The 26,919-nt window shown below is 71.6% G+C and carries 26 protein-coding genes and 1 tRNA gene; 14 read left to right on the forward strand and 13 right to left on the reverse strand.

Annotated elements, in window-relative coordinates; genetic code table 11:
• Nucleotides 1–102: 102 nt before the first annotated feature.
• The 4 genes from AB0D01_RS14730 to AB0D01_RS14745 all read left to right on the forward strand — a co-directional run bounded on the left by AB0D01_RS14730 (nt 103) and on the right by AB0D01_RS14745 (nt 3,674).
• Nucleotides 103–1,230, forward strand: a complete 1,128-nt coding sequence (locus AB0D01_RS14730; RefSeq protein WP_363055611.1) for a sensor histidine kinase — start codon at nt 103–105, stop codon at nt 1,228–1,230.
• Nucleotides 1,227–1,850 (forward strand): response regulator transcription factor, encoded by a 624-nt coding sequence (locus tag AB0D01_RS14735; RefSeq protein WP_363055527.1) that lies wholly within the window; start codon nt 1,227–1,229, stop codon nt 1,848–1,850. The genes AB0D01_RS14730 and AB0D01_RS14735 overlap by 4 nt, the downstream gene beginning before the upstream one ends.
• 187 nt (nt 1,851–2,037) lie before the next feature.
• Nucleotides 2,038–3,111: a M4 family metallopeptidase gene (locus AB0D01_RS14740; RefSeq protein WP_363055528.1), complete on the forward strand. Its 1,074-nt coding sequence runs from the start codon at nt 2,038–2,040 to the stop codon at nt 3,109–3,111.
• Nucleotides 3,112–3,170: 59 nt separating this feature from the next.
• The gene (locus AB0D01_RS14745) at nt 3,171–3,674 is read left to right on the forward strand and encodes a hypothetical protein (protein ID WP_363055529.1); all 504 of its coding nucleotides are present in this window, start codon (nt 3,171–3,173) and stop codon (nt 3,672–3,674) included.
• A gap of 211 nt (nt 3,675–3,885) precedes the next feature.
• On the opposite strand, the gene AB0D01_RS14750 is transcribed toward AB0D01_RS14745, so the two are convergent.
• Nucleotides 3,886–4,590 carry a pentapeptide repeat-containing protein gene (locus AB0D01_RS14750; RefSeq protein ID WP_363055530.1) on the reverse strand — a complete coding sequence of 235 codons (705 nt, stop codon included), beginning with the start codon at nt 4,588–4,590 and terminating at the stop codon, nt 3,886–3,888.
• A gap of 127 nt (nt 4,591–4,717) precedes the next feature.
• Here AB0D01_RS14750 and AB0D01_RS14755 point away from each other — a divergent pair, with 127 nt between their 5' ends.
• On the forward strand, nt 4,718–5,710 hold the full coding sequence (locus AB0D01_RS14755; protein WP_363055612.1) for a zinc-binding dehydrogenase: 993 nt from the start codon (nt 4,718–4,720) through the stop codon (nt 5,708–5,710).
• A 30-nt stretch (nt 5,711–5,740) separates the two neighbouring features.
• Here AB0D01_RS14755 and AB0D01_RS14760 read toward each other — a convergent pair whose 3' ends face one another.
• Nucleotides 5,741–6,580 (reverse strand): aminoglycoside phosphotransferase family protein, encoded by an 840-nt coding sequence (locus AB0D01_RS14760; protein WP_363055531.1) that lies wholly within the window; start codon nt 6,578–6,580, stop codon nt 5,741–5,743.
• Nucleotides 6,581–6,734: 154 nt separating this feature from the next.
• Between AB0D01_RS14760 and AB0D01_RS14765 the strand changes: the two genes are divergently transcribed.
• On the forward strand, nt 6,735–8,114 hold the full coding sequence (locus AB0D01_RS14765) for an FAD-binding oxidoreductase (protein WP_363055532.1): 1,380 nt from the start codon (nt 6,735–6,737) through the stop codon (nt 8,112–8,114).
• A 91-nt stretch (nt 8,115–8,205) separates the two neighbouring features.
• Here the strand turns inward: AB0D01_RS14765 and AB0D01_RS14770 are convergent.
• Nucleotides 8,206–8,278, reverse strand: a tRNA-Thr gene (locus AB0D01_RS14770).
• 162 nt (nt 8,279–8,440) lie between these two features.
• Between AB0D01_RS14770 and AB0D01_RS14775 the strand changes: the two genes are divergently transcribed.
• From AB0D01_RS14775 to AB0D01_RS14790, 4 genes are all read left to right on the forward strand, one after another.
• Nucleotides 8,441–9,823: an RNA-guided endonuclease TnpB family protein gene (locus tag AB0D01_RS14775; protein WP_363055533.1), complete on the forward strand. Its 1,383-nt coding sequence runs from the start codon at nt 8,441–8,443 to the stop codon at nt 9,821–9,823.
• Nucleotides 9,824–10,175: 352 nt separating this feature from the next.
• Nucleotides 10,176–11,267 (forward strand): sn-glycerol-3-phosphate ABC transporter ATP-binding protein UgpC, encoded by a 1,092-nt coding sequence (gene ugpC, locus AB0D01_RS14780; protein ID WP_363055534.1) that lies wholly within the window; start codon nt 10,176–10,178, stop codon nt 11,265–11,267.
• Nucleotides 11,268–11,501: 234 nt separating this feature from the next.
• The gene (locus tag AB0D01_RS14785; protein ID WP_363055535.1) at nt 11,502–11,915 is read left to right on the forward strand and encodes a hypothetical protein; all 414 of its coding nucleotides are present in this window, start codon (nt 11,502–11,504) and stop codon (nt 11,913–11,915) included.
• 63 nt (nt 11,916–11,978) lie between these two features.
• A complete protein-coding gene (locus AB0D01_RS14790) occupies nt 11,979–12,749 on the forward strand; it encodes a nucleotidyltransferase family protein (protein WP_363055536.1) in 771 nt (256 codons plus the stop codon).
• An 80-nt stretch (nt 12,750–12,829) separates the two neighbouring features.
• Here the strand turns inward: AB0D01_RS14790 and AB0D01_RS14795 are convergent, their stop codons facing one another.
• The 6 genes from AB0D01_RS14795 to AB0D01_RS14820 all read right to left on the reverse strand — a co-directional run bounded on the left by AB0D01_RS14795 (nt 12,830) and on the right by AB0D01_RS14820 (nt 19,243).
• Nucleotides 12,830–14,419 (reverse strand): DoxX family membrane protein, encoded by a 1,590-nt coding sequence (locus AB0D01_RS14795; protein ID WP_363055537.1) that lies wholly within the window; start codon nt 14,417–14,419, stop codon nt 12,830–12,832.
• Between the two features lie 160 nt (nt 14,420–14,579).
• Nucleotides 14,580–15,551, reverse strand: a complete 972-nt coding sequence (gene rlmB, locus AB0D01_RS14800; protein WP_363055538.1) for a 23S rRNA (guanosine(2251)-2'-O)-methyltransferase RlmB — start codon at nt 15,549–15,551, stop codon at nt 14,580–14,582.
• A 94-nt stretch (nt 15,552–15,645) separates the two neighbouring features.
• Nucleotides 15,646–17,046 carry a cysteine--tRNA ligase gene (gene cysS / locus AB0D01_RS14805; RefSeq protein ID WP_363055539.1) on the reverse strand — a complete coding sequence of 467 codons (1,401 nt, stop codon included), beginning with the start codon at nt 17,044–17,046 and terminating at the stop codon, nt 15,646–15,648.
• 137 nt (nt 17,047–17,183) lie between these two features.
• A complete protein-coding gene (ispF, locus tag AB0D01_RS14810) occupies nt 17,184–17,690 on the reverse strand; it encodes a 2-C-methyl-D-erythritol 2,4-cyclodiphosphate synthase (protein WP_363055540.1) in 507 nt (168 codons plus the stop codon).
• Entirely contained in the window at nt 17,680–18,426 is a 747-nt protein-coding gene (ispD, locus tag AB0D01_RS14815; RefSeq protein WP_363055541.1) for a 2-C-methyl-D-erythritol 4-phosphate cytidylyltransferase, read from the reverse strand. Before ispD ends, ispF begins: the two co-directional genes overlap by 11 nt.
• A 334-nt stretch (nt 18,427–18,760) precedes the next feature.
• The gene (locus AB0D01_RS14820; protein WP_003953493.1) at nt 18,761–19,243 is read right to left on the reverse strand and encodes a CarD family transcriptional regulator; all 483 of its coding nucleotides are present in this window, start codon (nt 19,241–19,243) and stop codon (nt 18,761–18,763) included.
• A 566-nt stretch (nt 19,244–19,809) separates the two neighbouring features.
• Between AB0D01_RS14820 and AB0D01_RS14825 the strand changes: the two genes are divergently transcribed.
• Nucleotides 19,810–20,493 carry a DUF461 domain-containing protein gene (locus AB0D01_RS14825; protein WP_363055542.1) on the forward strand — a complete coding sequence of 228 codons (684 nt, stop codon included), beginning with the start codon at nt 19,810–19,812 and terminating at the stop codon, nt 20,491–20,493.
• A gap of 252 nt (nt 20,494–20,745) precedes the next feature.
• Here the strand turns inward: AB0D01_RS14825 and AB0D01_RS14830 are convergent, their stop codons facing one another.
• Complete coding sequence (locus AB0D01_RS14830) at nt 20,746–21,426, reverse strand: response regulator transcription factor (protein WP_007265514.1); 681 nt, start codon at nt 21,424–21,426, stop codon at nt 20,746–20,748.
• Nucleotides 21,423–22,718 carry an ATP-binding protein gene (locus AB0D01_RS14835; protein WP_363055543.1) on the reverse strand — a complete coding sequence of 432 codons (1,296 nt, stop codon included), beginning with the start codon at nt 22,716–22,718 and terminating at the stop codon, nt 21,423–21,425. The genes AB0D01_RS14830 and AB0D01_RS14835 overlap by 4 nt, the downstream gene beginning before the upstream one ends.
• A gap of 209 nt (nt 22,719–22,927) precedes the next feature.
• Here AB0D01_RS14835 and phoU point away from each other — a divergent pair, with 209 nt between their 5' ends.
• Complete coding sequence (gene phoU / locus AB0D01_RS14840; RefSeq protein ID WP_363055544.1) at nt 22,928–23,605, forward strand: phosphate signaling complex protein PhoU; 678 nt, start codon at nt 22,928–22,930, stop codon at nt 23,603–23,605.
• Between the two features lie 128 nt (nt 23,606–23,733).
• Nucleotides 23,734–23,883 (forward strand): hypothetical protein, encoded by a 150-nt coding sequence (locus tag AB0D01_RS14845; RefSeq protein ID WP_167344738.1) that lies wholly within the window; start codon nt 23,734–23,736, stop codon nt 23,881–23,883.
• 79 nt (nt 23,884–23,962) lie between these two features.
• Here AB0D01_RS14845 and AB0D01_RS14850 read toward each other — a convergent pair whose 3' ends face one another.
• A complete protein-coding gene (locus tag AB0D01_RS14850) occupies nt 23,963–24,424 on the reverse strand; it encodes a hypothetical protein (RefSeq protein WP_363055545.1) in 462 nt (153 codons plus the stop codon).
• A gap of 190 nt (nt 24,425–24,614) precedes the next feature.
• Nucleotides 24,615–25,376: a phosphoglyceromutase gene (locus tag AB0D01_RS14855; RefSeq protein ID WP_363055546.1), complete on the reverse strand. Its 762-nt coding sequence runs from the start codon at nt 25,374–25,376 to the stop codon at nt 24,615–24,617.
• Between the two features lie 152 nt (nt 25,377–25,528).
• Here AB0D01_RS14855 and AB0D01_RS14860 point away from each other — a divergent pair, with 152 nt between their 5' ends.
• Complete coding sequence (locus AB0D01_RS14860; protein ID WP_363055547.1) at nt 25,529–26,815, forward strand: MFS transporter; 1,287 nt, start codon at nt 25,529–25,531, stop codon at nt 26,813–26,815.
• Nucleotides 26,816–26,919: the final 104 nt, after the last annotated feature.

The raw sequence follows: 26,919 nt of genomic DNA on the forward strand, positions 1-26,919 counted from the left end.
GCCGGGGCGAAGCCGGGGAAGATGGAACCACCACCCCACCCCAGGAGCCCCACCGTGAGCCGTCCCCCGCGGAAGCCCGACACCCGCGCACTGGCCACCGTCATGCACACCGCGTTCTTCCTGCTCCTCGGCGCCTCGGTGGCCCGGTTCCTGCTCCGCCACCCCGGCGAACCCCGCACCCCCTGGGTCATCGCCCTCAGCATCGCGCTCGCCCTGCTCTACGTCCTCGGCCCCGCCGTCAGCGCCACCTCCACCCCCACCCCGCGCCGCAGGCTCTGGCTGCTGCTCGTCGTCGCCACCTGGGTGGTCCTCGTCGTCCTCGCCCCGAGCTTCGCCTGGTGCGCCGTCCCGCTGTTCTTCACCGCCCTGCGCACCCTGCCCCCACGCGCCGCGATCGTCCTCGTCGCCCTCCTCACCCTCTTCGTCGTCGCCGCGCAGGCCAAGCTGTCCACCGAGTTCGACCCCAACCTCCTCCTCGCCCCGCCGGCCGTCGCCGCCCTCGCCACCGCCGTCTTCGTCCACATGGAACGCCAGGCGGCCGCCCAGCGCGCCCTCATCGACGACCTGATCCGCACCCGCCGGGAACTGGCCGCCACCGAACGCCGCGAAGGCACCCTCGCCGAACGCCAACGGCTGTCCATGGAGATCCACGACACCCTCGCCCAGCACCTCTCCAGCCAGCAGATGCTCCTCCAGGCCGCCGACCGCACCTGGGACACCGACCCGACCACCGCCCGCGCCCACGTCCGCACCGCCAACGGCATCGCCGCCCGCGGCCTCGCGGAAGCCCGCCGCCTGGTCCACGACCTCGCCCCGCCCGAGCTGGAGAACGGCGCCGGCCTCGCCGAGGCCCTGCGGGCCCTCGACGCCGGCCCCGACATCGAGGTCCGCTTCCACCTGGAAGGCACCCCCACCCACCTGCCCGACCGCACCGAATCCGCCCTCCTGCGCATCGCGCAAGGGGCACTGGCCAACGTACGGGAACACTCCGGAGCCCGGACGGCCGCACTGACGCTCAGCTTCCTCGGCGACCAGGTCGTCCTCGACATCGCGGACGACGGAGACGGCTTCACCGAGCCCCGCGAGAACGACCCCGAGAGCGACCGCGGCCACGGCCTGCCCGCCATGCGCGCCCGGGTGCGCCAACTCGGCGGAACCCTCACCATCGAATCCACCCCGGGCGAGGGCACCGTACTCTCCGCCTCGATCCCCCTGGAGCCCGCAGGATGACCACGATCCTCCTCTGCGACGACCACGCCGTCGTCCGCGCCGGCCTGCTCGCCCTCCTCGGCAGCGAACCCGACATCGAGGTCCTCGGCGAAGCCGGCAGCGGCGAGGAAGCCGTCGCCCTGGCGGACAAGCTCCACCCGGACGTCGTCCTCATGGACCTCCAGCTCGGCGACGGCATCGACGGCGTCGAGGCCACCCGCCGCATCACCGCCCTCCCCCACCCCCCGCACGTCCTCGTCCTGACCACCTACGACACCGACGCCGACATCACCCGCGCCATCGGCGCCGGCGCCACCGGCTACCTCCTGAAGGCCGAACGACCCGAGGAACTCTTCGCCGCCATCCACTCCGCGGCAGCCGGCCGCACCACCCTCTCCCCACCCGTCGCCAGCCGCGTCATGGCCCACATGCGCGGCACCCGCCCCACCCTCACCGACCGCGAACTCGACATCCTCGGCCAACTGGCACGCGGCCTCGGCAACCGCGACATCGCCCGCGCCCTGTTCATCAGCGAGGCCACCGTCAAGACCCACCTGGGCCGCATCTACGACAAGCTCGGCGTCGACACCCGCGCCGGCGCCGTCGCGGTCGCCAAGGAACAGCGCCTCCTGCCCTCCTGACCCCCTCCCCGACCCCACCCCCGGCCCCGCGCTCGGCCCCGCCGCCGACCGCACCACCACGGGGGCGGAACCGGACAGTCGACCCCGCTCTTCGGACAACCCGACCCCGGATCCCGCCGGAGCCCTGCCCTACGCCCGCCCCCCGATGGCACGCTCACTCGCGCCCCCCCACCGCGAAGGAGCCCGCGTGACCCACCGCACCGGCCGCATCGCCACCACCCTGATCGGCCTCGCCGCCACCCTCACCCTCGCCACCCCGGCCACCGCCACCCCGACCGGCGCCGCCCCGACCGGCGCCGGAACCGGCCACAGCCAGCACTCCGGCACCGTCCCCCTGGGCACCACACCCACCACCGGCGGCTTCCGACTCGTCGACCCCGACCGCGGCGGCCAACGCGTACTCGACGGCCTCAACCAGACCTCCGGCCCCGGCACCCTCTTCACCGACACCGACAACACCTGGGGCAACAGCACCCCCGCCCACCGCCAGACCGCCGCCGTCGACGTCCACTACGGAACCGCCGTCACCTGGGACTTCTACCGAGCCGCCTTCGGACGCAACGGCGTACGCGGCGACGGCGTCGGCACCACCTCACGCGTCCACCACGGCACCAACCTCAACAACGCCTACTGGAACGACAGCTGCGCCTGCGTCACCTACGGCGACGGCACCGGCGGCCGCACCCCGACCTCCCTCGACATCGTCGGCCACGAACTCGCCCACGGCCTGACCTCCTCCACCGCCGGCCTCCTCTACAGCGGCGAAAGCGGCGGCCTGAACGAAGCCACCTCCGACATCCTCGCCACCGCCGGCGAATTCTTCGCCGACAACAAGATCGACGTCGGCGACTACCTCCTCGGCGAACGCGTCTGGCCCGACCAGGCCCGCCGCCTCGACCGCCCCAGCGCCGACGGCGTCTCCCCCGACCACTGGTCGCGCGACCTCGCCAACCTCCCGCCCCACGCCGCCTCCGGCCCCGCCCGCCACTTCTACTACCTCCTCGCCGAAGGCAGCGGCCCCAAGGTGATCAACGGCGTCTCCTACGACTCCCCCACCCACGACAACTCCAAGCTCCTCGGCATCGGCCGCGACAAGGCCACCCAGATCTGGTACCGCGCCCTCACCGTCCACATGCGCCCCACCACCAACTACGCCGGCGCCCGCACCGCCACCCTCAAGGCCGCCACCGAGCTCTACGGCCCCACCGCCCCGGAAGTCGCCCGCGTCGCCGCCGCCTGGAAAGCCGTCAACGTCGGCTGACGCCGCCCCCGACCCCGCCGCCGCGCCGGGAGCGGGCCGCCCGTGACACCATCGGGTACGTGCTCGACATCGGCTACTCCCTCTCCCGGCGCTTCCCGGACCCCCCGCAGACCGACTACCGCTCCGCGGACGTCCGTACCCTGCGCCACGACCTGTTCTGCGGCGACGTCTACCTCGCGGACACCGACAAGGACACCGAGCTGTCCACAGCCTGGGGATGGGTACCCGTACTCGACTTCGCCTGGGCCCTGTGCGACATCGTCGAACAGCTCGACCAGGACCCGCGCGGCAGCCGCTCCGCCAACCGCCAGTACGCCGAACTCGACTTCACCGAGTCCAGCGACCGCATGCTCTTCCAGCGCCGCTTCGGCTGGGTCGACATCGAAGCCGACTGGATGGACCCCGAGGAGGACCCGCTGACCTTCAGCCACCGCCTCCTGCGCCGCGAGGCCCGCGACTTCCTCCACGACCTGATCGCCGACCTCGTCGACATGCACGACGGACTCGCCGACAACCCCGTCATCTGGACGCTCCAGTCCCGCTTCCCCCGCGTACCGGCCTGACCCACCCCGGCCCCCGGCCCCCACCCGCCACCGACAAGCCGGGCCGGGCCGGGGCCGAGGCGAGCACGGCACGACCCCGGGGCACCGGGCACCGGGCACCGGGCACACACCCGACCGACCGGCCAGCCGACGCACCGGCCCCGCCGACCGGCCAAGCCACGCACCGACAGGCCCCCGGCCAGGCCACTGCCCGCCGACCCACCGGCCCGCCCTACCCCACCACCCGCACCCCCAGCCGCGCCGCGAACGCCGGAGCCAACTCGAACAACTGCGCCGAGCTGATCACAGCCCCCGACAGCGCCTCCACCCCCCGCGCCACACCCAGCTCCGAAGCCCCCCGCAGATCCACGTCCGTCATCCGGGCCCCCGTGAAATCCGCCCCCCGCACCACACACCCCCGAAACTCCACCCGCTCCAACACCGCCCCCGCGAAATCCGGCTCCACCAGCACACACCCCTCGAACACCACGTCCCGCAGCCGAGCCATGCGCAGATTCAGGTAATCCACCTTCCCGCCCCGCACCAGCACCCGCTCCCACACCGCCCCGTGCGACTGCACCCCACCCAGACGCGGCTCCACCCACTCCACGTCCCGCAACAAAGCCCCCGACAGGTCCGTCCCCACACCCCGGACCCCCTCCCACACCGAATCCAGGAACCGCGCCCGCCCCAGACCCGCCTCGTCCACCACACACCGACGCAGTGCACAGTCCATGAACCGCGCCCCCGCCCCCTCCTGCCCCGCCAGGTCCACGTCGGCGAACTCCACACCGTCGTAGTCCCCGTCCGGCTCCAGCTCCCCGCCCTCCCACGCGACGAGCTCCGGCAACCGCACCTGCGGCCGCCGCGCCTCCTTCACCGACTCCGGCCCCCGCCGCCCCCGCCGCCCCCGCTGCCCGCGCACGTCATCCGCCATCCCCCCATCGTGGCCCACCCCACCGACAACACCCCCCGCCCCACACCCTTGACCTCAAGCCCGGTCGAGGTCACAGCCTTGCCCCATGACCACCACACCCCACACCCCACCCCCCACCCCGCCCCTCATGAACACCGTCCGACTCCACGCCTTCGGCCCCGCCGAAAACCTCGTCCACGAACAGGTCCCCCTCCCCACCCCCGCACCCGGACAGGTCCGCATCGCCGTGGCCGCCGCCGGAGTACACCTCCTCGACACCACCCTGCGCCAAGGCCACCAAGGCCCCGCCCCCACCCTCCCCGACCTCCCCACCATCCCCGGCCGCGAAGTCGCCGGCACCGTCGACGCCCTCGGCCCCCACACCGACCCCACCTGGCTCGGCCGCCGCGTCGTCACCCACCTCGGCTTCGCCCCCGGCGGCTACGCCGCCCACGCCGTCGCCGACACCGACCGCCTCCACACCATCCCCGACACCCTCGACCCCGCCGAAGCCGTCGCCATGATCGGCACCGGACGCACCACCCTCGGCATCCTCCAGTTCGCCGACCTCGGACCCGACTCCATCGCCCTCGTCACCGCCGCCGCAGGAGGCATCGGCACCCTCCTCGTCCAATACGCCAAGAACGCCGGCGCCACCGTCATCGCCCTCGCCGGCGGCCCCGCCAAAACCGCCCTCGCCACCGCCAACGGCGCCGACCTCGCCCTCGACTACACCACCCCCGACTGGGCCCACACCCTCCGCGCCCACCACCCCCGCGGAGCCACCGTCCTCTTCGACTCCGTCGGCGGCACCACCGCACGCACCGCCCTCGACCTCCTCGCCCCCGACGCCCGACACCTCGTCTTCGGCTGGTCCGAAGCCCCCCTCGACCTCACCCCCACCGAACAAGCCGCACTCGACGCCCGCCGCATCACCACCCACCACGTCCTCGGCCCCGCCATGCTCCGGGCCGTCGGCGCCCCCGACCCCCTCCGCGTCCTCGAAACCCGCGCCCTCACCGAAGCCGCCACCGGCCGACTCCGCCCCGCCGTACAGCGCTACCCCCTCGCCCAAGCCGCCCGCGCCCACCACGACCTCGAAACCCGCGCCACCACCGGCAAGGTCGTCCTCGAACCCTGACCCCACCCCACCGGCACCACCCCACCCCCCTCACCCGCCGAAACCACGCCCCAACAACACCCCCGCCACCGCCACCTCCCGACGCGGAAGCCGCCGACACCCCTCCTCCACCTCCCACAAACAGTTCTGCAACACCCGCCCCAACGTCCACGCCCGCGCCCGCGCCCGATCCACCCCCACCGCCTCCGACAACAGATCGAACCTCCACCGCACATCCCGCTCCCGGTACTCGTTCACCAGCGACGGCAACAACTCGAACCCCGGATCACCCGACAACGGCTTCGGATCGATCGCCAACCACGGCTCCCGCACCCCCGCCAGCACGTTCCCGAAGTGCAGGTCCCAATGCAGCAGCCGATCCCCCGGCTCCCCCACCACCTCCGCCAACACCGCCGCACACTCCCGCACCACCCGCCGGTCCCCCGCCGAAGCCAACCGCCCCACCGCCCCCGGCACCTCCGCCAACATCCCCTCCGCGATCCCCCCGAGCCCCCGCAACCCCGCCGGCGCCCGCACCCCGCCCAACCGCGACAACAACTCCCCCAGCACCCGCACCGCCCCCCGCGGATCCCGCCGCGCCAACCGCGACAACGGCCGACGCTCGTCCAGCCGCTCCAACAACATCGACCCCGAACCCGCGTCGTACTCCAACAACCGCACGCTCCCCCGACCACCCCACGCCCGCAACGCCAACGGCTCCCCCACCGTCTCCTCGTCCGGCGTCAACACCTTCAACGCCGCCGCCGACCCGTCCCCCCGCACCACCGGCCACACCACCGCCGTCATGCCCCGCATCCCGGCCCCCGTCACCCGCAACCCCCACCGCTCCACACACTCCTCGACCACACCCGCGCCCACGTTCACAGCCACCCCGCACACCCCTTCCAAACCGGCACGAATCCCCACCCCACCCTACGGACGCCCACACCCCCCGCACATCGACCAACCAGCCGTCGATCACCCCCCGAAACACGACACCCGACCCCCTGGACACCCCGACGACACCCCGTGTACCAACTCCCCCATGACGATCAACGGCGGGATCTCCTTCTGGTACGCGACCCACCCCACCGGCCCCCGACCACCCCGCGCCCCCCTCACCCGCGACACCACCGCCGACGTCGTCATCGTCGGAGGCGGCTACACGGGCCTGTGGACCGCCTACCACCTCAAACGCGCCGCCCCCGACCTGCGCGTCACCCTCCTGGAACAGAAGTTCTGCGGCTACGGCGCCTCCGGCCGCAACGGCGGCTGGCTCTACAACGGCATCGCCGGCCGCGACCGCTACGCCGACCTCCACGGCCACGACGCCGCCCAACGCCTCCAGCGCGCCATGAACGACAGCGTCACCGAGGTCATCGAAACCGCCGCCAAGGAATCCATCGACGCCGACATCCACCGCGGCGGCGTCCTCGAAGTCGCCCGCACCCCCGCCCAACTCGGCCGCCTCAAGGCCTTCCACACCACCGAGCTCTCCTACGGCGAACACGACCGCGAACTCCTCGACGCCACCGCCACCCGCACCCGCATCGACATCGCCGACGCCGTCGGCTCCTCCTGGAGCCCCCACGGCGCCCGCATCCACCCCCTGAAACTGGCCCGCGGCCTCGCCGACGCCTGCGAACGCCTCGGCGTCGTCATCCACGAATCCACCCCGGTCACCGAGATCACCCCCCGCAAGGCCACCACCCCCTACGGCAAGGTCACCGCCCCCTACGTCCTGCGCTGCACCGAAGGCTTCACCGCCGCCCTCAAGGGCCAGAAGCGCACCTGGCTCCCCATGAACTCCTCGATGATCGTCACCGCCCCCCTCCCCGCCGCCACCTGGGACCGCCTCCGCTGGAGCGACCACACCCTCCTCGGCGACATGGCCCACGCCTACATGTACGCCCAGCGCACCGCCGACGACCGCATCGCGATCGGCGGCCGCGGCGTCCCGTACCGCTTCGGCTCCCGCACCGACGCCGACGGCCGCACCCAACCGGCCACGATCGCCTCCCTCACCGCGCTCCTGACCTCCTTCTTCCCGATCCTCACCGGCACGGAGATCACCCACGCCTGGTCGGGCGTCCTCGGCGTCCCCCGCGACTGGTGCGCCACCGTCACCCTGGACCGCACCACGGGCCTCGGCTGGGCCGGCGGCTACGTCGGCTCAGGCGTCGCCACCTCGAACCTCGCCGGCCGCACCCTGCGCGACCTGGTCCTGGACTCCCCGACGGACCTCACGGACCTCCCCTGGGTCAACCACCGCGTCCGCCCCTGGGAACCCGAACCCTTCCGCTGGCTCGGCGTCCACGGCCTCTACGCCGCCTACCGCGAGGCGGACCGCCACGAGTCCGCGACCCACACCCCCACCACGACCCCCCTGGCCCGCCTGGCCAACCGCATCGCGGGCCGCCACTGACCCCGAGCACGCGAAAGGCCCCGGGTGATCACCCGGGGCCTTCCACTTCCGTACGAATTCCCTCGGCCAGCAAGCCTCTGACCTGGGACGGAGCCGCCTATCGGAATCGAACCGATGACCTACGGGTTACAAAGCCGTTGCTCTACCAACTGAGCTAAGGCGGCACAAATCGGCCCGCAAACCCGCTGCTCACGGCGCCGCCATCACTCTACACAGGGCCCGATTCCCCGAGCCATCACATTGAAGCCGCACCCGTAACCACTCACGCACGTGTTCGTTGAACGGACTGACGTGCTGTTCCGAAGGTCGGACGGGGGGTAGGGGCGATGGCGGACCGAATATCGGGGGAGGAAGCCCGGCGCATCAAGCGCGACCTCCTGGGGGTGGGCGACCGGACCAAGCACCGGTCCCGGGCCGCCTCGCCCCTCAAGGGACTGGTCAGGCGACCGGGCGCGCAGCAGCGCGTCTACCGCTACCGCTTCTACCCGACCCCCGAGCAGGCGACGCAGCTCCAGCAGACCTTCGGCGCCTGCCGATGGGTCTACAACGAGGGCCTCGCGCTCCGGGAGCAGGCCTGGGAGCGGCACCGCGTCTCCGTCGGGTTCGCGGAGACGTGTCGCGCCCTGACGGGGTGGAAGCGGATGCCGGGGCGGGCGTGGTTGAAGGAGGCCTCGTCGACGGTCCTCCAGCAGGTGTTGCGGCATCTGGACGCGGCGTTCTCGCGTTTCTTCAAGGGTTCCTCGAAGCGTCCGCAGCGCAAGAGGAAGCATCGTTCGAAGGATTCGGCGACCTACGTCCGTACCGGTTTCCGGTGGGTCGAGGATCCGGAGCGCCCGGGTACGGCTTCGGTCACCCTCGCGAAGCAGACGGTGCCCCTGGACGTGCGGTGGTCGCGCGCTCTTCCTCCGGGTCAGTTGCCGGTGAAGCTCACGGTGACCCGGGACCGTGCGGGCCGTTTCTTCCTCTCGGTCCTGGTCGAGGAGGTGATCGCGCCCCTCCCCGAGGTGTTCGCCTCCGGTGGGCGGGAGCCGAAGGCCGTGGGTCTGGATCTCGGCCTGGCGGCTTTGGTCACCCTGGACGACGGGGAGAAGCTCGCGCATCCCCGTCTGTTCGGGAAGTACGAGAAGCGGCTCGCTTCCCTCCAACGCGACCTGCACCGCAAGGAGCGGGGCTCGAAGAACCGGGGGAAGGCGCGGGAACGGATCGCCCGCCTGTACGCGAAGATCGGCGACGTCCGGCGTGATCTGCTGGACCGGTTCACCACCCGCCTCGTGCGCGAGAACCAAGTGCTCGTGGTGGAAGACCTGGCCATCGGCAATCTGATGCGCGCCGGTACCGGTACGGGAAGACGACGCAAGGCAGCGCTGAACCGGTCGATCGGCGACGCCGCCTGGGGCGAGCTGCTGCGTCAGCTCACCTACAAGTGCGCGTGGTACGGCAGGACGCTGGTGGTCGTGGACCGCTTCTTCCCGTCGACCAGGCGGTGCTCCGCCTGCCACGCGAAGGGACCGAGGCAGGACGTGTCGATCCGTGCGTGGACCTGCGCCGAGTGCGGGGCCGCCCACGACCGGGACACGAACGCGGCGGTGAACCTTCACGACGAGGGGATGCGGATCTACCGGATGGTGGCCTCGGCCCTGCCGCCCGGCCGAGTGCCGCCGAGCGTGATCCGGGCTTCGGAGCTGGAGGATCTCGCGCCGGCGGCCTAGCGCAGTGAGGTACGGACCGATGGGCTGTCGGCCGTCATGCCTGTGGAGTCCGTGTAAGACCGTCCGTGTGCGTCCCCCAGGGGCGCGCCGGCCGGCGACGGGCGTCGAAGCAGGAAGCACCGCTCGCGAGGGCGGTGAGGTGTCACAGGCACCCCAGGCCAAAAGTGGGGTGCTCTGGCAGCTGGAGCCACAAGGCAACCGCTCCGCCGACCGACCTGGACCGACGTCACGACCCCCGGGTACTGACAGAACGGACTCGGCCGGGTAGCGTCGGGCGGAGTCCAGGGCACTGGACTAGACCTTCCACTCGGATCGTCCGGCACGTTCCTGCCGGTAGAAGGGATTCATCACCATGGCTTCTGTCACTTTCGACAAGGCGACCCGGCTTTACCCCGGCGGCGACAAGCCCGCCGTCGACCAGCTGGAGCTGGAGATCGAGGACGGCGAGTTCCTCGTCCTCGTCGGGCCCTCCGGCTGCGGCAAGTCGACCTCCCTGCGCATGCTCGCGGGTCTGGAGGACGTCAACGGCGGTGCCATCCGCATCGGTGACCGCGACGTCACGCACCTGCCGCCGAAGGACCGGGACATCGCGATGGTGTTCCAGAACTACGCGCTGTACCCGCACATGACCGTCGCCGACAACATGGGCTTCGCGCTCAAGATCGCCGGTGAGGACAAGGCCACCATCCGCCGCAAGGTGGAGGAGGCGGCCAAGATGCTGGACCTCACCACCTACCTCGACCGCAAGCCGAAGGCCCTCTCGGGTGGTCAGCGTCAGCGCGTCGCGATGGGGCGTGCCATCGTCCGCAAGCCGCAAGTCTTCCTCATGGACGAGCCGCTGTCGAACCTGGACGCCAAGCTGCGCGTGTCCACGCGTACGCAGATCGCGGCGTTGCAGCGGGATCTGGGGATCACCACGGTCTACGTGACGCACGACCAGGTCGAGGCGATGACGATGGGTGACCGCGTGGCGGTGCTCAAGGACGGTCTGCTCCAGCAGGTGGACACGCCGCGGAACATGTACGACCGTCCGGCGAACCTGTTCGTGGCGGGATTCATCGGTTCTCCGGCGATGAACCTGGTGGAGGTGCCGATCACCGATGGTGGTGTGCGGTTCGGTGACAGTGTGGTGCCGGTGTCGCGTGAGGCGCTGTCGGCGGCGGCGGACGCCGGTGACCGTACGGTGACGGTGGGCGTGCGTCCGGAGCACTTCGACGTCGCGGAGACCGGTGGTCTGACGATCACGGTGAACGTGGTCGAGGAGCTGGGCGCGGACGGTTACGTGTACGGCAGTGCGGCGGTGGGTTCGGAGAAGGCTCAGGACATCGTGGTGCGCGTGGGTGGTCGTCAGGTGCCGGAGAAGGGTTCGTCGCTGCACGTGGTGCCGCGTGCGGACGAGATCCACGTGTTCTCGACGTCGTCCGGGGCGCGTCTGTCCAACTGACGGGTCGTTTTGGGTGTTCGGGGCGTCCCGCCAAGGGGCGCCCCGTTCGCGTGAGTTGGGGGTGGGGTGTGGGGTGGGGTGTGGGGTGGGGTGTTCAACGGGCGTACGAAACCCCGGCAGAGCGGGCCATTCGGCCGTAGTCGTCAACCCTTGAATCGAAAAGCCACGTCGAACCATCCCCCGACCGGGTGACTAAATGTCGCCAAATCTTCACCGAGCGCTACTCTCGCCCTCGTGACCCACACTGCCCGCCGTATCGGCCGTTCCCTCGCCCTGGTCCTGCCCGTCGTCCTGGTCCTGTCCGGGACCCTCGCGGTCACGATGGTCCCTTGGGCGGACAATTCCCCCTCTCAGATCCTGACCGCGTCCGCCGAGGACGTGTCCGTTCCCGCGAAGCCGCGTGCCGCGCATGACGTGCTGCGCGACAAGTTGCTGGGTGAGCTCCAGCAGGGGCAGGAGCCGGGAGCCGTTCTCACGCACCTCCAGCAGGAGGTGGATCGGCGGCCTTCGCTCGCCGAGCACTGCGTGGGTATCGCGCGGGCCCTGGGCCGGGCCGCCGTCGATGCCTACGGTCCCACGAAGGCGCAGTCGTTCGCGCGTCCCGTGTGTGACACCTCGTACGCCACCGGCGTCGCCTCGATGGGCTGACGCGGGTCGTCCGCCGACGCGCCTGCCGCCGCCGGGGCAGGGGCCGTCCCTACGCTGACGGGCATGACCGAAGTCCCTTCCGTTTCACCCGAGTCGAATGTTTGCGCGGCCGCGTTCCCGGCCCTTCCCACCCAGGCTGTCGTGCTGGCGGGGGGCCAGGGTTCGCGGCTGCGTCCGTTTACGGACGATCGGCCGAAGCCGATGGTCGAGATTCCGGGGACGGGGTTGCCGATCATCGGGCACCAGTTGGCGTGGTTGGCGGCGGAGGGGGTGACGGATGCGGTGGTGTCGTGTGGGCATCTGGCCGAGGTGTTGCAGGAGTGGTTGGCGGGGGCGTCGTTGCCGTTGCGGGTGACGACGGTGGTGGAGGAGGAGCCGTTGGGGCGTGGGGGTGGGCTCAAGTTCGCGGCGCGGCGGTTGCCTTGGGGTGATCGGCCTTGGTACGCGACGAACGGTGATGTGTGGACGCGTTTCCCGTTGCGCGACATGGCGGCGTTCCATGTGGAGCGGGGGGCGACGGCGACGTTGGCGTTGGCGCGGCCGCGGATTCCGTGGGGGGTGGTGGAGACGAACGAGTTCGGGCAGGTGGTGGATTTCATCGAGGCTCCGCCGTCGCCTTATCCGATCAACGCCGGGGTGTATGTGTTCGCGCCCGAATTCGCTTCGTTGTTGCCGGATTTGGGGGATCACGAGCGGACGACGTTTCCGCGGCTGGCCCGGGAGCGGCGGTTGGCGGGGTATCCGCTGCCGCAGGGGGCTTACTGGCGGGCGATCGACACGGTGAAGGACCTGGCGGAGGCTGCGCGGGAGTTGGCGGCGCACAGCGGCGTCTGAGGCTTCGTGGTGGGGGTGTGCGGAAGGGCCCGGCGCGCTGTTGGCGTGCCGGGCCCTTTCGGTGTCGGGGTGGGTGGGGGTCAGCCGAGGAGGCCGCCGACGAGGCCGGGCTTCTTGGTGGGGGTGTCGCCGCCGTTGCGGCTGCCGGAGGTGGAGGAGGGCTGCTGTTGGGGGCTGGACTGCTTGGGGGTGGTGCTGCGCGGGCTCTGTCCGGTGCCGGTGCCGGTGCCGCTCTTGGGGGTGCTGGAGGCGCCGGTTCCGTTGCCGGTGCCGGTGCCGGCGCTTTCGCGGGTGGTGGTGCCGGCGGTGCCGCGTGCGGGCTTGGAGGGGGTTCCGGAGGGGGTCGCGGAGGGGGTGGTCTGCTTGGAGGGCTGCTGGCGCTGTTGCGGTGCGGTGGGTCGCTTGTCGCCGGCGGGCTGCGGGAGGGGGGTGCCGGGCAGGTAGTTGCTGGGGGCCTGGCCGGGTCCGGGGACGGTGACGACGGTGCTGGAGCGGACGGCGCCGCCGAGGAGGGAGCCGATGAGGAGGGTGAGTCCGCAGACGACGGTGGCCATGACGGCGCCGCGGCGCAGGACGCGTCGGCGCAGTCGCCAGACTTCGGTGCGGGGGCCGAGGGTGCGCCAGGCTTCGCCGGAGAGGCGTCCGTCGAGGGAGTAGACGGGGGCGCCCGCGATGATGAGGGGGCTCCAGGCGGCGAGGTAGATGATGTCGGGCGCGTCGTAGGCGGGGACGGTCTTCCAGCTGACCGTCATGAGGAGGGCGGCGGAGAGCAGGGCGCCGATGCAGGCGGCGAAGCGCTGCCAGAGGCCGAAGACGGTGAGGACGCCGACGATGACCTGGAGGAAGGCGACGGTGAGGCCGGCGCCGACGGGGTGGGCGAGGGCGAAGTCGCGCAGGGGTTCGGCGAGGGCCCAGGGGTGGAGGGTCTGGAGCCAGGTGACCATGGAGCCGCGTTCGCCGCCGTCGAAGTAGACGGGGTCGCAGAGTTTGCCCATGCCGGCGTAGATGGAGATGAAGCCGAGGAAGACGCGCAGCGGGAGCAGCACGACGCCGAGGTTCATGCGGCGGCCGGGGTAGTAGGGGGCCTGGGCGCGGGGGTCGGTGGCGGTGCGGCGGGTGGTGTGGTCCGGGTCGGGGCCCCCGCGGTGGGGGGTGTACCGGGGGTCGTGTCCGCCGGGCCGTGTGCCGTGGGGGCCGCGGGGGAGGTCGCGTACGGCGGCGAGGGGGCGGGTTTCGTCCGGGTCGCCGTAGCTGCGTTGTTGGCCGATGACGGTGGGGGTGGCGAGGGTGTCTTCGGTGAGGTCGTGTGCGAGGTCGACCCGGGGGATGGTCTGGGTGGCTCCGCCGTCGAACTCGTCGTGGCCGCGGCCGGCCTCCCGTACGGCCTGGAGGAGTCCGCCCATGGCCGCCGCGTCTCCGGGGGCGGATTTGCCGCTCCAGACGACGGGGGCCCGGCGGCGGGTGGCTCCGGCGGCTGCCGCGACGGCGGCGCCGGCGAGGGGTGCGAGGCCGGGGGCATTCGCGGGCTTGGAACGCGCGCTCGGGCTCGGTGCGAGCCGCACGCGGAAGCTGGCGTGGTTGACGATGACCTGTGCGGGGTCGCACGGCACCTTGACCATGCTCAGCGCGGGCTGGTCGTCGAACCCTGACGTTCTGGTGTCCACACTCATCTAACCGAGTGATCAGTGTTTAGGACACTGCCTTGACAGCAGGGATCTGTCCGAGACCCGTCAAGATCAAGTCGCCCCGCCCGGAAGGGGCGGGGCGACACGCTCACGGGTCACTTCCCCTGAGCCGAGTGGATCAAGGGGTCACCCCGGTGGGGGACGCTCAGACGCGGCCCTGGACGGCGCGGCGGCGGGCGGCCTCGTAGAGGACGACGCCGGCGGCGACGCCGGCGTTGAGGGATTCGGCGCCACCGGGCATCGGGATGCGGACGAGGTAGTCGCAGTTCTCGCCGACGAGGCGGCCGAGGCCCTTGCCCTCGGAGCCGACGACGATGACGACGGGGCCGCCGAGCGCTTCGAGGTCCTGGACCTCGTGGGTGCCTTCGGCGGCGAGGCCGACGATGGCGATGCCGGCCTTCTTGTACTCCTGGAGGGCGCGGGTCAGGTTGGTGACGCGGGCGACGGGGGTGCGGGCTGCGGTGCCGGCCGAGGTCTTCCAGGCGCCGGCGGTCATGCCGGCGGCGCGGCGCTCGGGGATGACCACGCCGTGGCCGCCGAAGGCGGAGACGGAGCGGACGATGGCGCCGAGGTTGCGCGGGTCGGTGACGCCGTCGAGGGCGACGATGAGAGGGTCGTCGCCGTTGTCGTAGGCGTCGGCGGTGAGGTCCTCGGGGTGGGCGTACTCGTAGGGCGGGACCTGGAGGACCATGCCCTGGTGGTTGAGGCCGTTCGTCATGCGGTCGAGCTCGGGGCGCGGGGCTTCCATCAGGTTGATGTTGCCGCGCTCGGAGGCGAGCTGGAGGGCTTCGCGGACGCGCTCGTCGTTGTCGATGAACTGCTGGACGTAGAGGGTGGTGGCGGGGACGCCGTCGCGCAGGGCCTCGAAGACGGGGTTGCGGCCGACGACCATCTCGCTGGTGCCCTTGGGGCCGCCGCGGCGGGGGGCCGGGCGGCGCTTGGCGGCCTGGCGGGCCATGGCGTTGGCGATGCGGTTGGCCTTGTGCTTCTTGCGGTCCTCGGCCTTGGGGGTCGGGCCCTTGCCCTCCAGGCCCTTGCGCCGCTGGCCACCGCTGCCGACCGTGGCGCCCTTCTTGTTGGACGTGCGGCGGTTCCTGCGCTGGCTGTTCCCGGCCATGACCTCTACCTGTTTTCGTTGGTGCTGCGATATGTACGTATGAAGAGTGTGCCGCCCGGAGCGCCGGGCGGCACCATCGGATGCTCCGGCCGGCTCAGCGCGGGCCGAGCGTCCAGCGCGGTCCCGTGGGGCTGTCCTCGATGACCAGGCCGGACTGCTGGAGCTGGTCGCGGATCGCGTCGGCGGTCGCCCAGTCCTTGCGGGCGCGCGCGGATTCGCGCTGCTCCAGGACGAGGCGTACGAGCGTGTCGACGGCTCCGTGCAGTTCCTCGCCGCGGTCGGTCTCGCCGGCCCAGTGCGGGTCGAGCGGGTCGAGGCCGAGGACGGCCAGCATGGCCCGTACCTCCGACAGGCGCGCGATGGCGGCGTCCTTGTCGTCGGCGGCGAGGGCGCTGTTTCCCTGGCGGACGGTGGTGTGGACGATGGCCAGCGCCTGCGGGACGCCGAGGTCGTCGTCCATGGCCTCGGCGAAGGCCGGCGGCACCTCGGCGGCGGCCTCGACGGGCCCGCCCGCCTTCTCGATGACGCGCTGGTAGAAGCCCTCGATGCGGGCGAAGGCGGACTCCGCCTCGCGCAGGGCCTCCTCGCTGTACTCGATCATCGAGCGGTAGTGCGGGGTGCCGAGGTAGTAGCGCAGGACGATCGGGCGCCACTGCTTGACCATCTCGGAGACGAGCACCGAGTTGCCCAGCGACTTGGACATCTTCTCGCCGGACATGGTGACCCAGGCGTTGTGCACCCAGTACTTCGCGAACTCGTCGCCGAAGGCCTTGGCCTGGGCGATCTCGTTCTCGTGGTGCGGGAAGATCAGGTCCAGGCCGCCGCCGTGGATGTCGAAGGCCTCGCCGAGGTACTTGTGGGCCATGGCGGAGCATTCGAGGTGCCAGCCCGGGCGGCCGCGGCCCCAGGGGGTCTCCCAGGAGGGCTCGCCGGGCTTGGCGTTCTTCCACATGGCGAAGTCGCGGGGGTCGCGCTTGCCGGTCTCGCCCTCGGAGGAGGGCTGGAGCAGGTTGTCGAGCTCCTGGTTGGACAGGCTCAGGTAGCCGGGGAAGGAGCGCACGTCGAAGTAGACGTTGCCGTCCGACTCGTAGGCGTGGCCGCGCTCGATCAGGCCGCGCATCATCTCGATCATCTCGGGGACGTGGCCGGTGGCGCGCGGCTCGTAGGTGGGCCGCAGGCAGCCGAGGGCGTCGTACCCGGTGTTGAAGGCCTGCTCGTTCTCGTATCCGATGGACCACCAGGGGCGGCCCTGCTCGGCCGACTTCGTGATGATCTTGTCGTCGATGTCGGTGACGTTGCGGATGAAGGTGACGTCGTAGCCGCGGTAGGCGAACCAGCGGCGCATGACGTCGAAGTTCAGGTAGGACCGGATGTGCCCGATGTGCGGGGCCGCCTGCACGGTGGCGCCACAGAGGTAGATCGAGACGCAGCCCGGAACGAGCGGGGAGAAGTCGCGGATCTGCCGGGCGCTGGTGTCGTACAGGCGAATAGTCACGGCATCCAGGGTAGTGCGCGTAGGGGAGTGCCCCGCGACCCTTGGGGGGCGCGGGGCGGCATTGTTTCCGAAGTGGCGGCTTCCGGACGGTGGGCGTGCGCCGTCGGGGCCGACCGGGTTGTGGGCGTACGCCGTGGTCAGTTCGGGTTCGTCCGGTAGACGAGGGCGGTGGCGATGGCGGCGAGGCCCTCGGCGCGGCCGGTCAGCCCGAGTCCGTCGGTGGTGGTTCCGGAGACGGAGACGGGGGCGCCCGCGGCGGCGGCGAGCGCCTTCTGCGCTTCTTCGCGCCGCTTGCCGATCTTCGGGCGGACGCCGATCACCTGGATCGCGATGTTGCCGATCTCGAAGCCCTCGGCGCGCACGATCCGGGCGGCCTCGGCCAGGAGGGTGACACCGGCGGCGCCGGACCACTCGGGGCGGGAGGTGCCGAAGTGCGCGCCGAGGTCGCCGACGCCGGCGGCGGAGAAGAGGGCGTCGCAGGCGGCGTGGGCGGCGACGTCGCCGTCGGAGTGGCCGGCGAGGCCGTCTTCCCCTTCCCACAGCAGGCCCGCGCACCACAGTTCGCGGCCCGTCTCGAAGGCGTGGACGTCGGTCCCGATGCCGACGAGCGGGATCAGGGGGGCGGGGCGGTGGCTAGTAGGCATCGGTGGCCCTCCTGCGGGCGAGTACGGCCTCGGCGAGGACCAGGTCGAGCGGGCGGGTGACCTTGAAGGCCTCTTCGTGGCCGGGGACGACCACGACGGTGACCCCGGTGCGTTCCACCATGCCCGCGTCGTCGGTGGCGCCCTCGCCGGCGAGGGCGATGGTGTCGTGGGCGTGCAGCAGGGTGGTGACGTCGAAGCCCTGCGGGGTCTGTACGGCGCGCAGTCGGGCCCGTTCGGGGGTGGCGACGACCGGTTCGGGGGCGCCGGGCGCGCCGGGCTCGACCTCCTTGACGGTGTCGGCGAGCGGCAGGGCGGGGACCACGGCGGGGGCGCCCGCGCGGACGGCCTCGACGACGGCGTCGACGGTGTCGACGGGCACCAGGGGGCGGGCCGCGTCGTGGATGAGGACGGAGGTGACGTCCGCGGGCAGGGCGTCGAGGCCGGCGCGGACGGATTCCTGGCGGGTCTCGCCCCCGGGGACGACCAGCAGTTCGGTGCGGTCGGGCAGGGCGTGTTCGTCGAGCATGTGGCGCACCTCGGCGGCGCCGTCGGACGGGGCGACGACCACGACGAGGGAGACCGCGCGGGAGCGGGCCATGGCGCGGACGGCGTGGATGAGCATCGGCGTGCCGCCGAGGGACCGCAGCGCCTTGGGGGCGCCGGGGCCGAGGCGTACCCCGCGGCCGGCGGCCGGGATCACCGCGGCGGTGCGGTGCGGGCGCGTTTCGTCAGACATCAGTAGCTCCGGGCCAGGTTTGTGGCTTCGGCCGACATGGGTATGGCCGAAGGGTGCCGGGTGCGACGCCCCTCGCCCCTTCCGTGACGACCGGACGAGCAGGCTGACCGGACTCGGCACGCCAGAAGATGCCGATCGTGTCAGACACGGAGGATCGTGTCGGAGACGGTCGGTGGTGTGTGGAGAGGAAGACCGGACCACCGGGACCGGGATGCGGGCCGGCATCCGGGGTCGGGATCCGGGGCCGGACATGCCGCAGCGCCCGGCAACGAGCCCTCTCGTAGGGGAGAGGGCTTGCCATCGGGCACCGCGGCATGCTGTTCGGTTCGACGCGTCAGGACGCGAGAACCTCGTCGAGGAGGGCCTCGGCCTTGTCCTCGTTCGTGTTTTCGGCGAGCGCGAGCTCGCTGACCAGAATCTGGCGAGCCTTCGCGAGCATGCGCTTCTCACCCGCGGACAGTCCGCGCTCGCGCTCACGACGCCACAGGTCACGCACCACTTCGGCGACCTTGATGACATCGCCAGAAGCGAGCTTCTCCAGATTTGCCTTGTAGCGCCGGGACCAGTTCGTCGGCTCTTCTGCGTACGGTGCGCGAAGCACCTCGAAGACCCGGTCCAGCCCGTCCTGGCCGACTACGTCGCGAACACCGACGAACTCCGCATTGTCCGCAGGCACACGAACCGTCAGGTCGCCCTGGGCGACCTTGAGCACCAAGTAGGTCTTGTCCACGCCTTTGATCTGGCGAGTTTCGATGGCCTCGATCAGCGCGGCCCCGTGATGGGGATAGACCACGGTGTCGCCAACCTTGAACGTCATGTGACAGGTACCCCTTCCGTGGCTATCCAGGGTAACACGAGAACGGACTGTTATGAATGGCGTTTTCGCAGGTCAGGGCACATCTCGGGGCTTGACAACAGCGACACGAACGTGCTGCGGGAGGCTTCCGGAGAGGGGTATTCGCAGGTCGGAGGCGCTGTGCGGACCGGGCGAAACGACCACGTTACACCTGACGGACGAGCCCACGAGTGTGACGTACGTCCCGTTTTGCCGGATTACTGGACCGGAAACCGACGTACTCCGTTCGACTGGCGGCCACCTGTACGGATCCGGATCCGGCCCAATCCCGGAATTGATCACGGAGCGGCCTTCCGGGGATTCCGGAAATTGATCACCGGGGCGATCGGCGCGGGATATCGGAATGCAAGATCGCCCGCGTGCGGGCCACACGGCGCAGCGTGCCGCGTGCGCTGCGGAGGGTCGGGTGCGGGGGCGGGGCGGCGGCTCGGTAACCTAAGCGCGCTGACACACCCTTAGGGCGGCTTTACCTCGGCCGTCCCGAGAGCCCACCGTCCCGTCCGTACGTCCTAGGAGTTGCCGCCGCCGTGAGCCGCAGCCTTCGACGCGGCGCCCTCGCCGCTTCCGCCGTCGTGTTCTCGATCGCCTCGCTCGCAGCGTGCGGCGCGGGCAACGACGCGCAGACTCTCCAGATCAAGCCGGACAACGCCGCCGTCACCAAGGGCGACATCAAGATCCAGAACGCACTGGTGATCACCCAGGGCGAGAAGGGCAAGAAGGGGGCCGCCGTCGTCTCGGCGACCGTCTTCAACGCCGGCGACGCCCCCCAGACGCTGGACTCGATCACCCTCAAGGGTGCCAAGGCCAAGGTCGCCCTGAAGGGCGCCGAGGGCGCCGGCAAGGTCACCGTCCCGGCCGGCGGCTCCGTCGTGATCGGCGGCAAGAACAACGCCAGCGCGGTCGTCGAGGGCGGCAACGAGGCGGTGAAGAACGGCGACGTCCAGGAGCTCGTCTTCCAGCTGAGCCGCACCGGCGACGTGGCGCTGGACGCCTTCATCGTCCCGAGCACGGGCATGTACGCGCAGTACGGTCCGACCGAGGCCCCGGCCCCGCCGGCCGCGTCCCCGTCGGGCACCCCCTCGGGCTCGCCGTCCGGCGCCCCGTCCGGTGCCGCCGCCTCGGGCACCCCGTCCGCCGGCGCCTCGGGCACCCCCGCGGGCGCCCCGTCGGGTTCGCCGTCCGGCTCCCCGTCGCGCGCCGCCGGCCACTGAGCCGCCGCACCACCACGAGGAAGGGCCCCCGGCCGCTGCGGCCGGGGGCCCTTCTCCGTTTTCCGTTCCCGGTTCTCCGTTCTCGGTCCCCGCGTACGCCCTGCGGCGCACCCGCTCCGGCGTACGCGCCCGCGCGCGGGTTCCCGTACGGGTGGTTCACGGACGGCTCACGGACCACCGCGTCCACGGAACCCGTCCACGGACCCCGTCCACGGTCGAAGCCGCGGGGAGGACGGCTCGAAACCCTACGGTCTACGGCTCGAACTTGTAGCCCAGGCCGCGCACCGTGACCAGGTAGCGGGGCGCGCCCGGGTCCGGTTCGATCTTGGCGCGCAGGCGCTTGACGTGGACGTCGAGGGTCTTGGTGTCGCCGACGTAGTCCGCGCCCCACACCCGGTCGATCAGCTGCATGCGGGTCAGTACGCGACCGGCGTTGCGCAGCAGCATCTCCAGGAGGTCGAACTCCTTCAGCGGCAGGTCCACCTTGGCCCCGGCGACGGTGACCACGTGCCGGTCCACGTCCATCCGTACGGGTCCGGCCTCCAGGGCCGCCGGGGTGACCTCCTCCGGCTCGCCGCGGCGGCGCAGGACCGCGCGGATGCGGGCGACCAGCTCGCGGGAGGAGAAGGGCTTGGTGACGTAGTCGTCGGCTCCTATCTCCAGCCCGACGACCTTGTCGATCTCGCTGTCCTTGGCCGTCACCATGATCACGGGGACGTTGGAGCGGCCGCGCAGCTGCCGGCAGACCTCGGTGCCCGGCAGGCCGGGCAGCATGAGGTCCAGGAGGACGAGGTCGGCGCCGTTGCGCTCGAACTCGTCGAGCCCGTCGGGGCCCGTCGCGGCGATGGCGACCTCGAAGCCTTCCTTGCGGAGCATGTAGGACAGGGCGTCGCTGAAGGATTCCTCATCCTCTACGACGAGCACTCGGGTCACGGAAGGACCTCCGGGGCAGGAACGACGGGTTCTGGTTCGGTCAGGGGTGGGACGGTCTCGGGGGCCGGCGCGGGCCCGGCGGGCTCGGCGGCCGGTGCGGGAGCGGCGGGGGTGGCGGGAGTGGCGGGCGCGGCTGGGGCGGCGGCCTCGGGCAGGCGCAGGGTGAAGGTGGAGCCCTGACCCTCCGAGCTCCAGACCGACACCTCACCGCCGTGCGAGGCCGCGACGTGCTTCACGATCGCGAGGCCGAGTCCGGTTCCGCCGGTGGCGCGGGAGCGGGCCGGGTCGACGCGGTAGAAGCGCTCGAAGATGCGCTCGCGGTCCTTCTCCGGGATGCCGATGCCCTGGTCGGTCACGGCCACCTCGATCAGGTCGCCGCCCGGCGCGGTGACCCGGCGTGCGGCGATGCCGACGCGGGTGCGGGCCGGGCTGTAGTTGACGGCGTTCTCCACCAGGTTCCCCAGGGCCGCCGCGAGCTGGCCGCGGTTGCCCCAGACCCGCAGGTCGGCGGTGCCGCCCGAGGCCATGGTGATCTGCTTGGAGGTGGCCGTGTGCCGGCAGCGGTCGATGGCCTCGGCCACGAGCGTGTCGACCCGTACGGGTTCGGCGTCCTCCAGCGGGTCGTCGTTCTGCACCCGGGAGAGGTCGATGAGCTCCTGTACGAGGTTGATCAGCCGGGTCGACTCGATCTGCATGCGGCCCGCGAAGCGGCTGACCGCCTCGGGGTCGTCGCAGGCGTCCATGACGGCCTCCGAGAGCAGGGAGATCGCCCCGACCGGGGTCTTCAGCTCGTGCGACACGTTCGCGACGAAGTCGCGGCGCACCGCCTCGATGCGGCGGGCCTCGGTGAGGTCCTCGACGAGCAGGAGCACCAGGCGCGAGCCCAGGGGCGCGACGCGGGCGGAGACGGCGAGGGCCTCGCCGCGGCCGGTGCCGCGCCGGGGCAGGTCGAGCTCGATCTGGCGTATCTCGCCGTCGCGGCGGGTGTCGCGGGCCATGTGGAGCATGGGCTCGACGGCGAGTTTGCCGCCGCGCACCAGTCCGAGGGCGTACGCCGCCGAGCTGGCCTTGACGACGGCGTCCCCCTCGTCGAGGACGACGGCGGAGGAGCGCAGTACGGACAGCACCGTGTCCACGCCGGGCGGGAGCACGGCGTTGATGTCGGGGCGCATGGAGCTCCGGGTGGGGCGGGCCTGGTCGCGCTCGCTCCAGCGGAACGCCAGCATCGCGATCACACCGGTGCAAAGACCGGCGATCGCGGCAGCTGCGGCGACCGCCGCGTTCACGTCCATGTATCCAGGTTAAGCAGGCAGAACGACACTTCCACAGCCGTTCGGGTGGCACCTCGAACAGTCGTCGCCCAGAGTTCACCCTGGCGACGGGGTTGATTCACTTGTGGTGCCGGAGTCGGACGCGTTGGGGGCCGAACGTGTCAACGTGGGGCAAGAAGGCCACGCAGCAGCCGAGAAGGCAGTAAGAGCGGTAAGAGAGGGACACCACCATGCGCGACGCGTACCACGAGGAACTGGACTCGATCGGAGAGAGCCTGGTCGAGATGGCCCGGCTCGTCGGTTCCGCGATCGGGCGGGCCACCACCTCCATGCTGGACGCCGACCTGAAGCTCGCGGAGAGCGTCATCGCCGCCGACCAGAAGGTGGACGACCTCCAGCACGACCTCGAAGCGCGTGCCATCGCCCTGCTGGCCCGCCAGCAGCCGGTCGCCACCGACCTGCGCATCGTCGTCACCTCGCTGCGCATGAGCGCCGACCTGGAGCGTTCGGGCGACCTGGCGCAGCACGTGGCGAAGCTGGCGCGGCTGCGCTTCCCGGACACGGCGGTGCCGCGTGACCTGCACGCCACGATCCTGGAGATGGGGCAGCTGGCGCAGCGGCTGATGGCGAAGGCGGCCGAGGTGATCATCACCAAGGACGTGGACCTCGCGCTCCAGCTGGAGCAGGACGACGACGAGATGGACCAGCTGCACCGCACGCTGTTCCAGCACCTGATGGACGACCGCTGGAAGCACGGCATCGAGACGGCCGTCGACGTGACGCTGCTGGGCCGCTACTACGAGCGTTTCGCCGACCACGCGGTGTCGGTGGCCAAGCGTGTCGTGTACCTGGTGACGGGCGAGCACGCGGACGAGCTCCAGCAGCCGACGCCGGACGAGGGCGTCTGACGGTCCGGGGGCCGTCGCGGGGGCATTACGGGACCGAGCCCCAATGCGCCGTTGACGCGCCGGTGTGGCTGGGCATGAATGAGGCGAAGGCACCACGACTTCCCGTACGCCGCCTGCGAGGAGGCACCATGCCCGATTCCCCTGTCCCCATCACTCCGGAACAGGAGCAGCCGCCCCGGCCGGAGCCGCTGCGCCTACCGCTGCTCGCGGCCTGCGGCTGCGGCTCGGGCTGCGGCTGCGGCTGCCAGTCCGGTGCCCCCTGCCAGTGCGGTGGCTGATCCCGCCTCACACGTCACGAGGGCCCCGTCCGATCGCCGGACGGGGCCCTTGGCGCGTTCCGGCCGCGTCGGGTGCGGGTCAGTCGCCGGTGTTGGTGGCCCAGACGGGGCGGCCGGAGGCGTCGTAGACGACCGCGTTGCCGTCGTCCTGGACGGCGAGGTAGCGGCCCTTGTGCCAGGTGCCGGCGGCCCAGACGGGCCGGCCGGAGCTGTCGTAGACCACGAAGTTGCCGTCCTCCTGCATCACGGCGCGGTCGGCCTTGGGCCACACGTTGGGGGCCTGCCAGGCGGCGCGGCCGTCCTTGTAGAGGACGAAGTTGCCGTCCTCCTGGACGCGGAGCACGGTCCGGCCGTTGCCGGAGGTCCAGGCCTGGTTCCTGTAGAGGGTGGCGGGGGCGTAGAAGTGGGCGTCGCTGCGGGCGGCGGCGTGCGCGCTGCCGGAGGCGACGGCGGAGGCGTCCGCGGTCGGCACGGAGGCCATGACGGGCAGGAGGGCGAGAGCGAGCGCGGGCAGACCGCGCCGTACGAGGTTCGTGATCATGCACCGGTTTCTAGCCCCCCGCCCACCACCGGGAACAGCGCGGAAACGACCGCCTCACCCGTCCGGCCGATCCCTTTCACCACGGAAACGCCACTGCACCCCGGGCCCACCCAAGCGAAGGGCCCCTCCCGGCGACCTCGCCGAAAGGGGCCCACACACCGACCCCGCTCACGGGGGCGCGGTTCGCCCGTTACTTCTTCTTGCCCTGGTTCTTGACGGCCTCGATGGCGGCCGCGGCGGCCGTCGGGTCGAGGTAGGTGCCGCCCGGGTTGAGGGGCTTGAAGGAGGCGTCCAGCTCGTAGGCGAGGGGGATGCCGGTCGGGATGTTGAGGCCCGCGATGTCGGCGTCGGAGATGCCGTCCAGGTGCTTGACCAGGGCGCGGAGGCTGTTGCCGTGCGCGGCCACGAGGACCGTGCGGCCCGCGAGGAGGTCCGGGACGATCGCGTCGTACCAGTACGGGAGCATGCGGACGACGACGTCCTTCAGGCACTCGGTCCGCGGGCGCAGCTCCGGCGGGATCGAGGCGTAGCGCGGGTCCTCGGACTGGGAGAACTCGGTGCCGTCCTCGAGCGCCGGCGGCGGGGTGTCGTAGGAGCGGCGCCACAGCATGAACTGCTCCTCGCCGAACTCGGCGAGGGTCTGCGCCTTGTCCTTGCCCTGGAGGGCGCCGTAGTGGCGCTCGTTCAGGCGCCAGGAACGGTGGACGGGGATCCAGTGGCGGTCGGCGGCCTCCAGCGCGAGCTGGGAGGTGCGGATCGCGCGCTTCTGGAGGGATGTGTGGACCACGTCGGGGAGGAGGTCGGCGTCCTTCAGGAGTTCGCCACCGCGGACAGCCTCCTTCTCGCCCTTCTCGTTGAGATTGACGTCCACCCAGCCGGTGAACAGGTTCTTCGCGTTCCACTCGCTCTCGCCGTGACGGAGGAGGATGAGCTTGTACGGTGCGTCGGCCATGCGTACGAGCCTAATGGACGGGCCGAGGCGCTCGCGCGCGGTGCGCGGGGGTCTCCGATTGACGTCCGGCGTCAATTGAGTGGCGGCGGCAGGGGTCTGCTCGTAACGTGCGGGGAGCCGTAGAGACACTTACACCGCCGGGGGGATCCCTTATGTCCGTTGCCAGTCTCAGACGGGCCGCCCGGGAGAGCGTGTCGGGTCTGCCGCGGGCGTTCTGGTGGTTGTGGGCGAGCACCCTCGTCAATCGACTCGGGGCCTTCGTCGCGACATTCATGACCTTGTACCTGACGCTCGACCGGGGCTATTCGGCCTCCTTCGCGGGACTCGTGGTGGCGCTGCACGGGCTCGGTGGCGTGGTGTCCTCGCTGGTGGCCGGTGTGATGACGGACCGGTTGGGGCGGCGGCCGACGATGCTGGCGGCGAACGTGGGCACGGCCGCGTCGGTGGCACTGCTGGGGTTCATGGAGCACCCGGCGGCGATCGCGGCCGTCGCCCTGCTGGTCGGCATGGCCTCGAACGCCTCGCGGCCGGCGGTCTCGGCGATGATGGCCGACATCGTCCGGCCGGAGGACCGCGTACGGGCCTTCGCGCTGAACTACTGGGCCATCAACCTCGGGTTCGCGATCAGCGCGACGCTGGCCGGGTTCGTGGCCGAGTACAGCTACCTGGCCGGGTTCCTCGGCGAGGCGGCGCTGACGCTCGTGTGCGCGGTGCTGGTGTTCCTGAAGTTGCCGGAGTCCCGTCCCGAGAAGGGGACGTCCTCGGCGCGCGGGGCGGCGGAGCCGGAGATCGGGCTCGGGACCGTGCTGCGCGACGGCCGGTTCATGGGGGTCGTCGGCCTGTCGTTCCTGATCTCGCTGATCTTCACGCAGGGTTCCGTGGGGCTGCCGGTGGCGATGGGCGCGGCCGGGTTCTCGCCGGGTGACTACGGGCTGGTCGTGGCCGTGAACGGTCTGCTGATCGTGCTGCTCCAGATCCCGGTGACCCGGTTCATCGAGCACCGCGATCCGCGCCGGCTGCTGGTGGCCTCGGCGCTGCTGGCCGGGTACGGGTTCGCGATGACGGCGTTCGCGGGGCCGCTGTGGGCGTACGCGCTGACGGTGTGCGTGTGGACGCTGGCGGAGATCGTGAACTCGCCGATCCAGATGGGGCTCGTGGTGCGGCTGTCGCCGGCGCACGGCCGGGGCCGCTACCAGGGCATGTACACGATGTCGTGGTCGGTGGCGGCGCTGGTGGCCCCGCTGATGGCGGGGTTCGTCATCGACCGGCTGGGCGCGCAGTGGCTGTGGGGGGCCACCGGGGTGCTGGGGACGGTGGCGGCGGCGGGGTACTGGCTGCTGATGCGCGGCGTCCCGGCCGAGGCGAAGGAGGTCGCCAAGGAGGTCGCGAAGGACGTGCCGAAGGACGTGACGACGGGGGCGGAGCCGGCTCGGGCCTAGGGTCTGTCGTCGAACTCCCGACGTCGCCCGGAGGGCGGCCCCGCGGCGTCCGGTGCGTGCTCTCGGTGTGCCGGGCGGAAGCACGTGTACTGGACGTACTCGGT

The organism is Streptomyces sp. NPDC048606 (assembly GCF_040650855.1).
GTDB lineage: Bacteria > Actinomycetota > Actinomycetes > Streptomycetales > Streptomycetaceae > Streptomyces.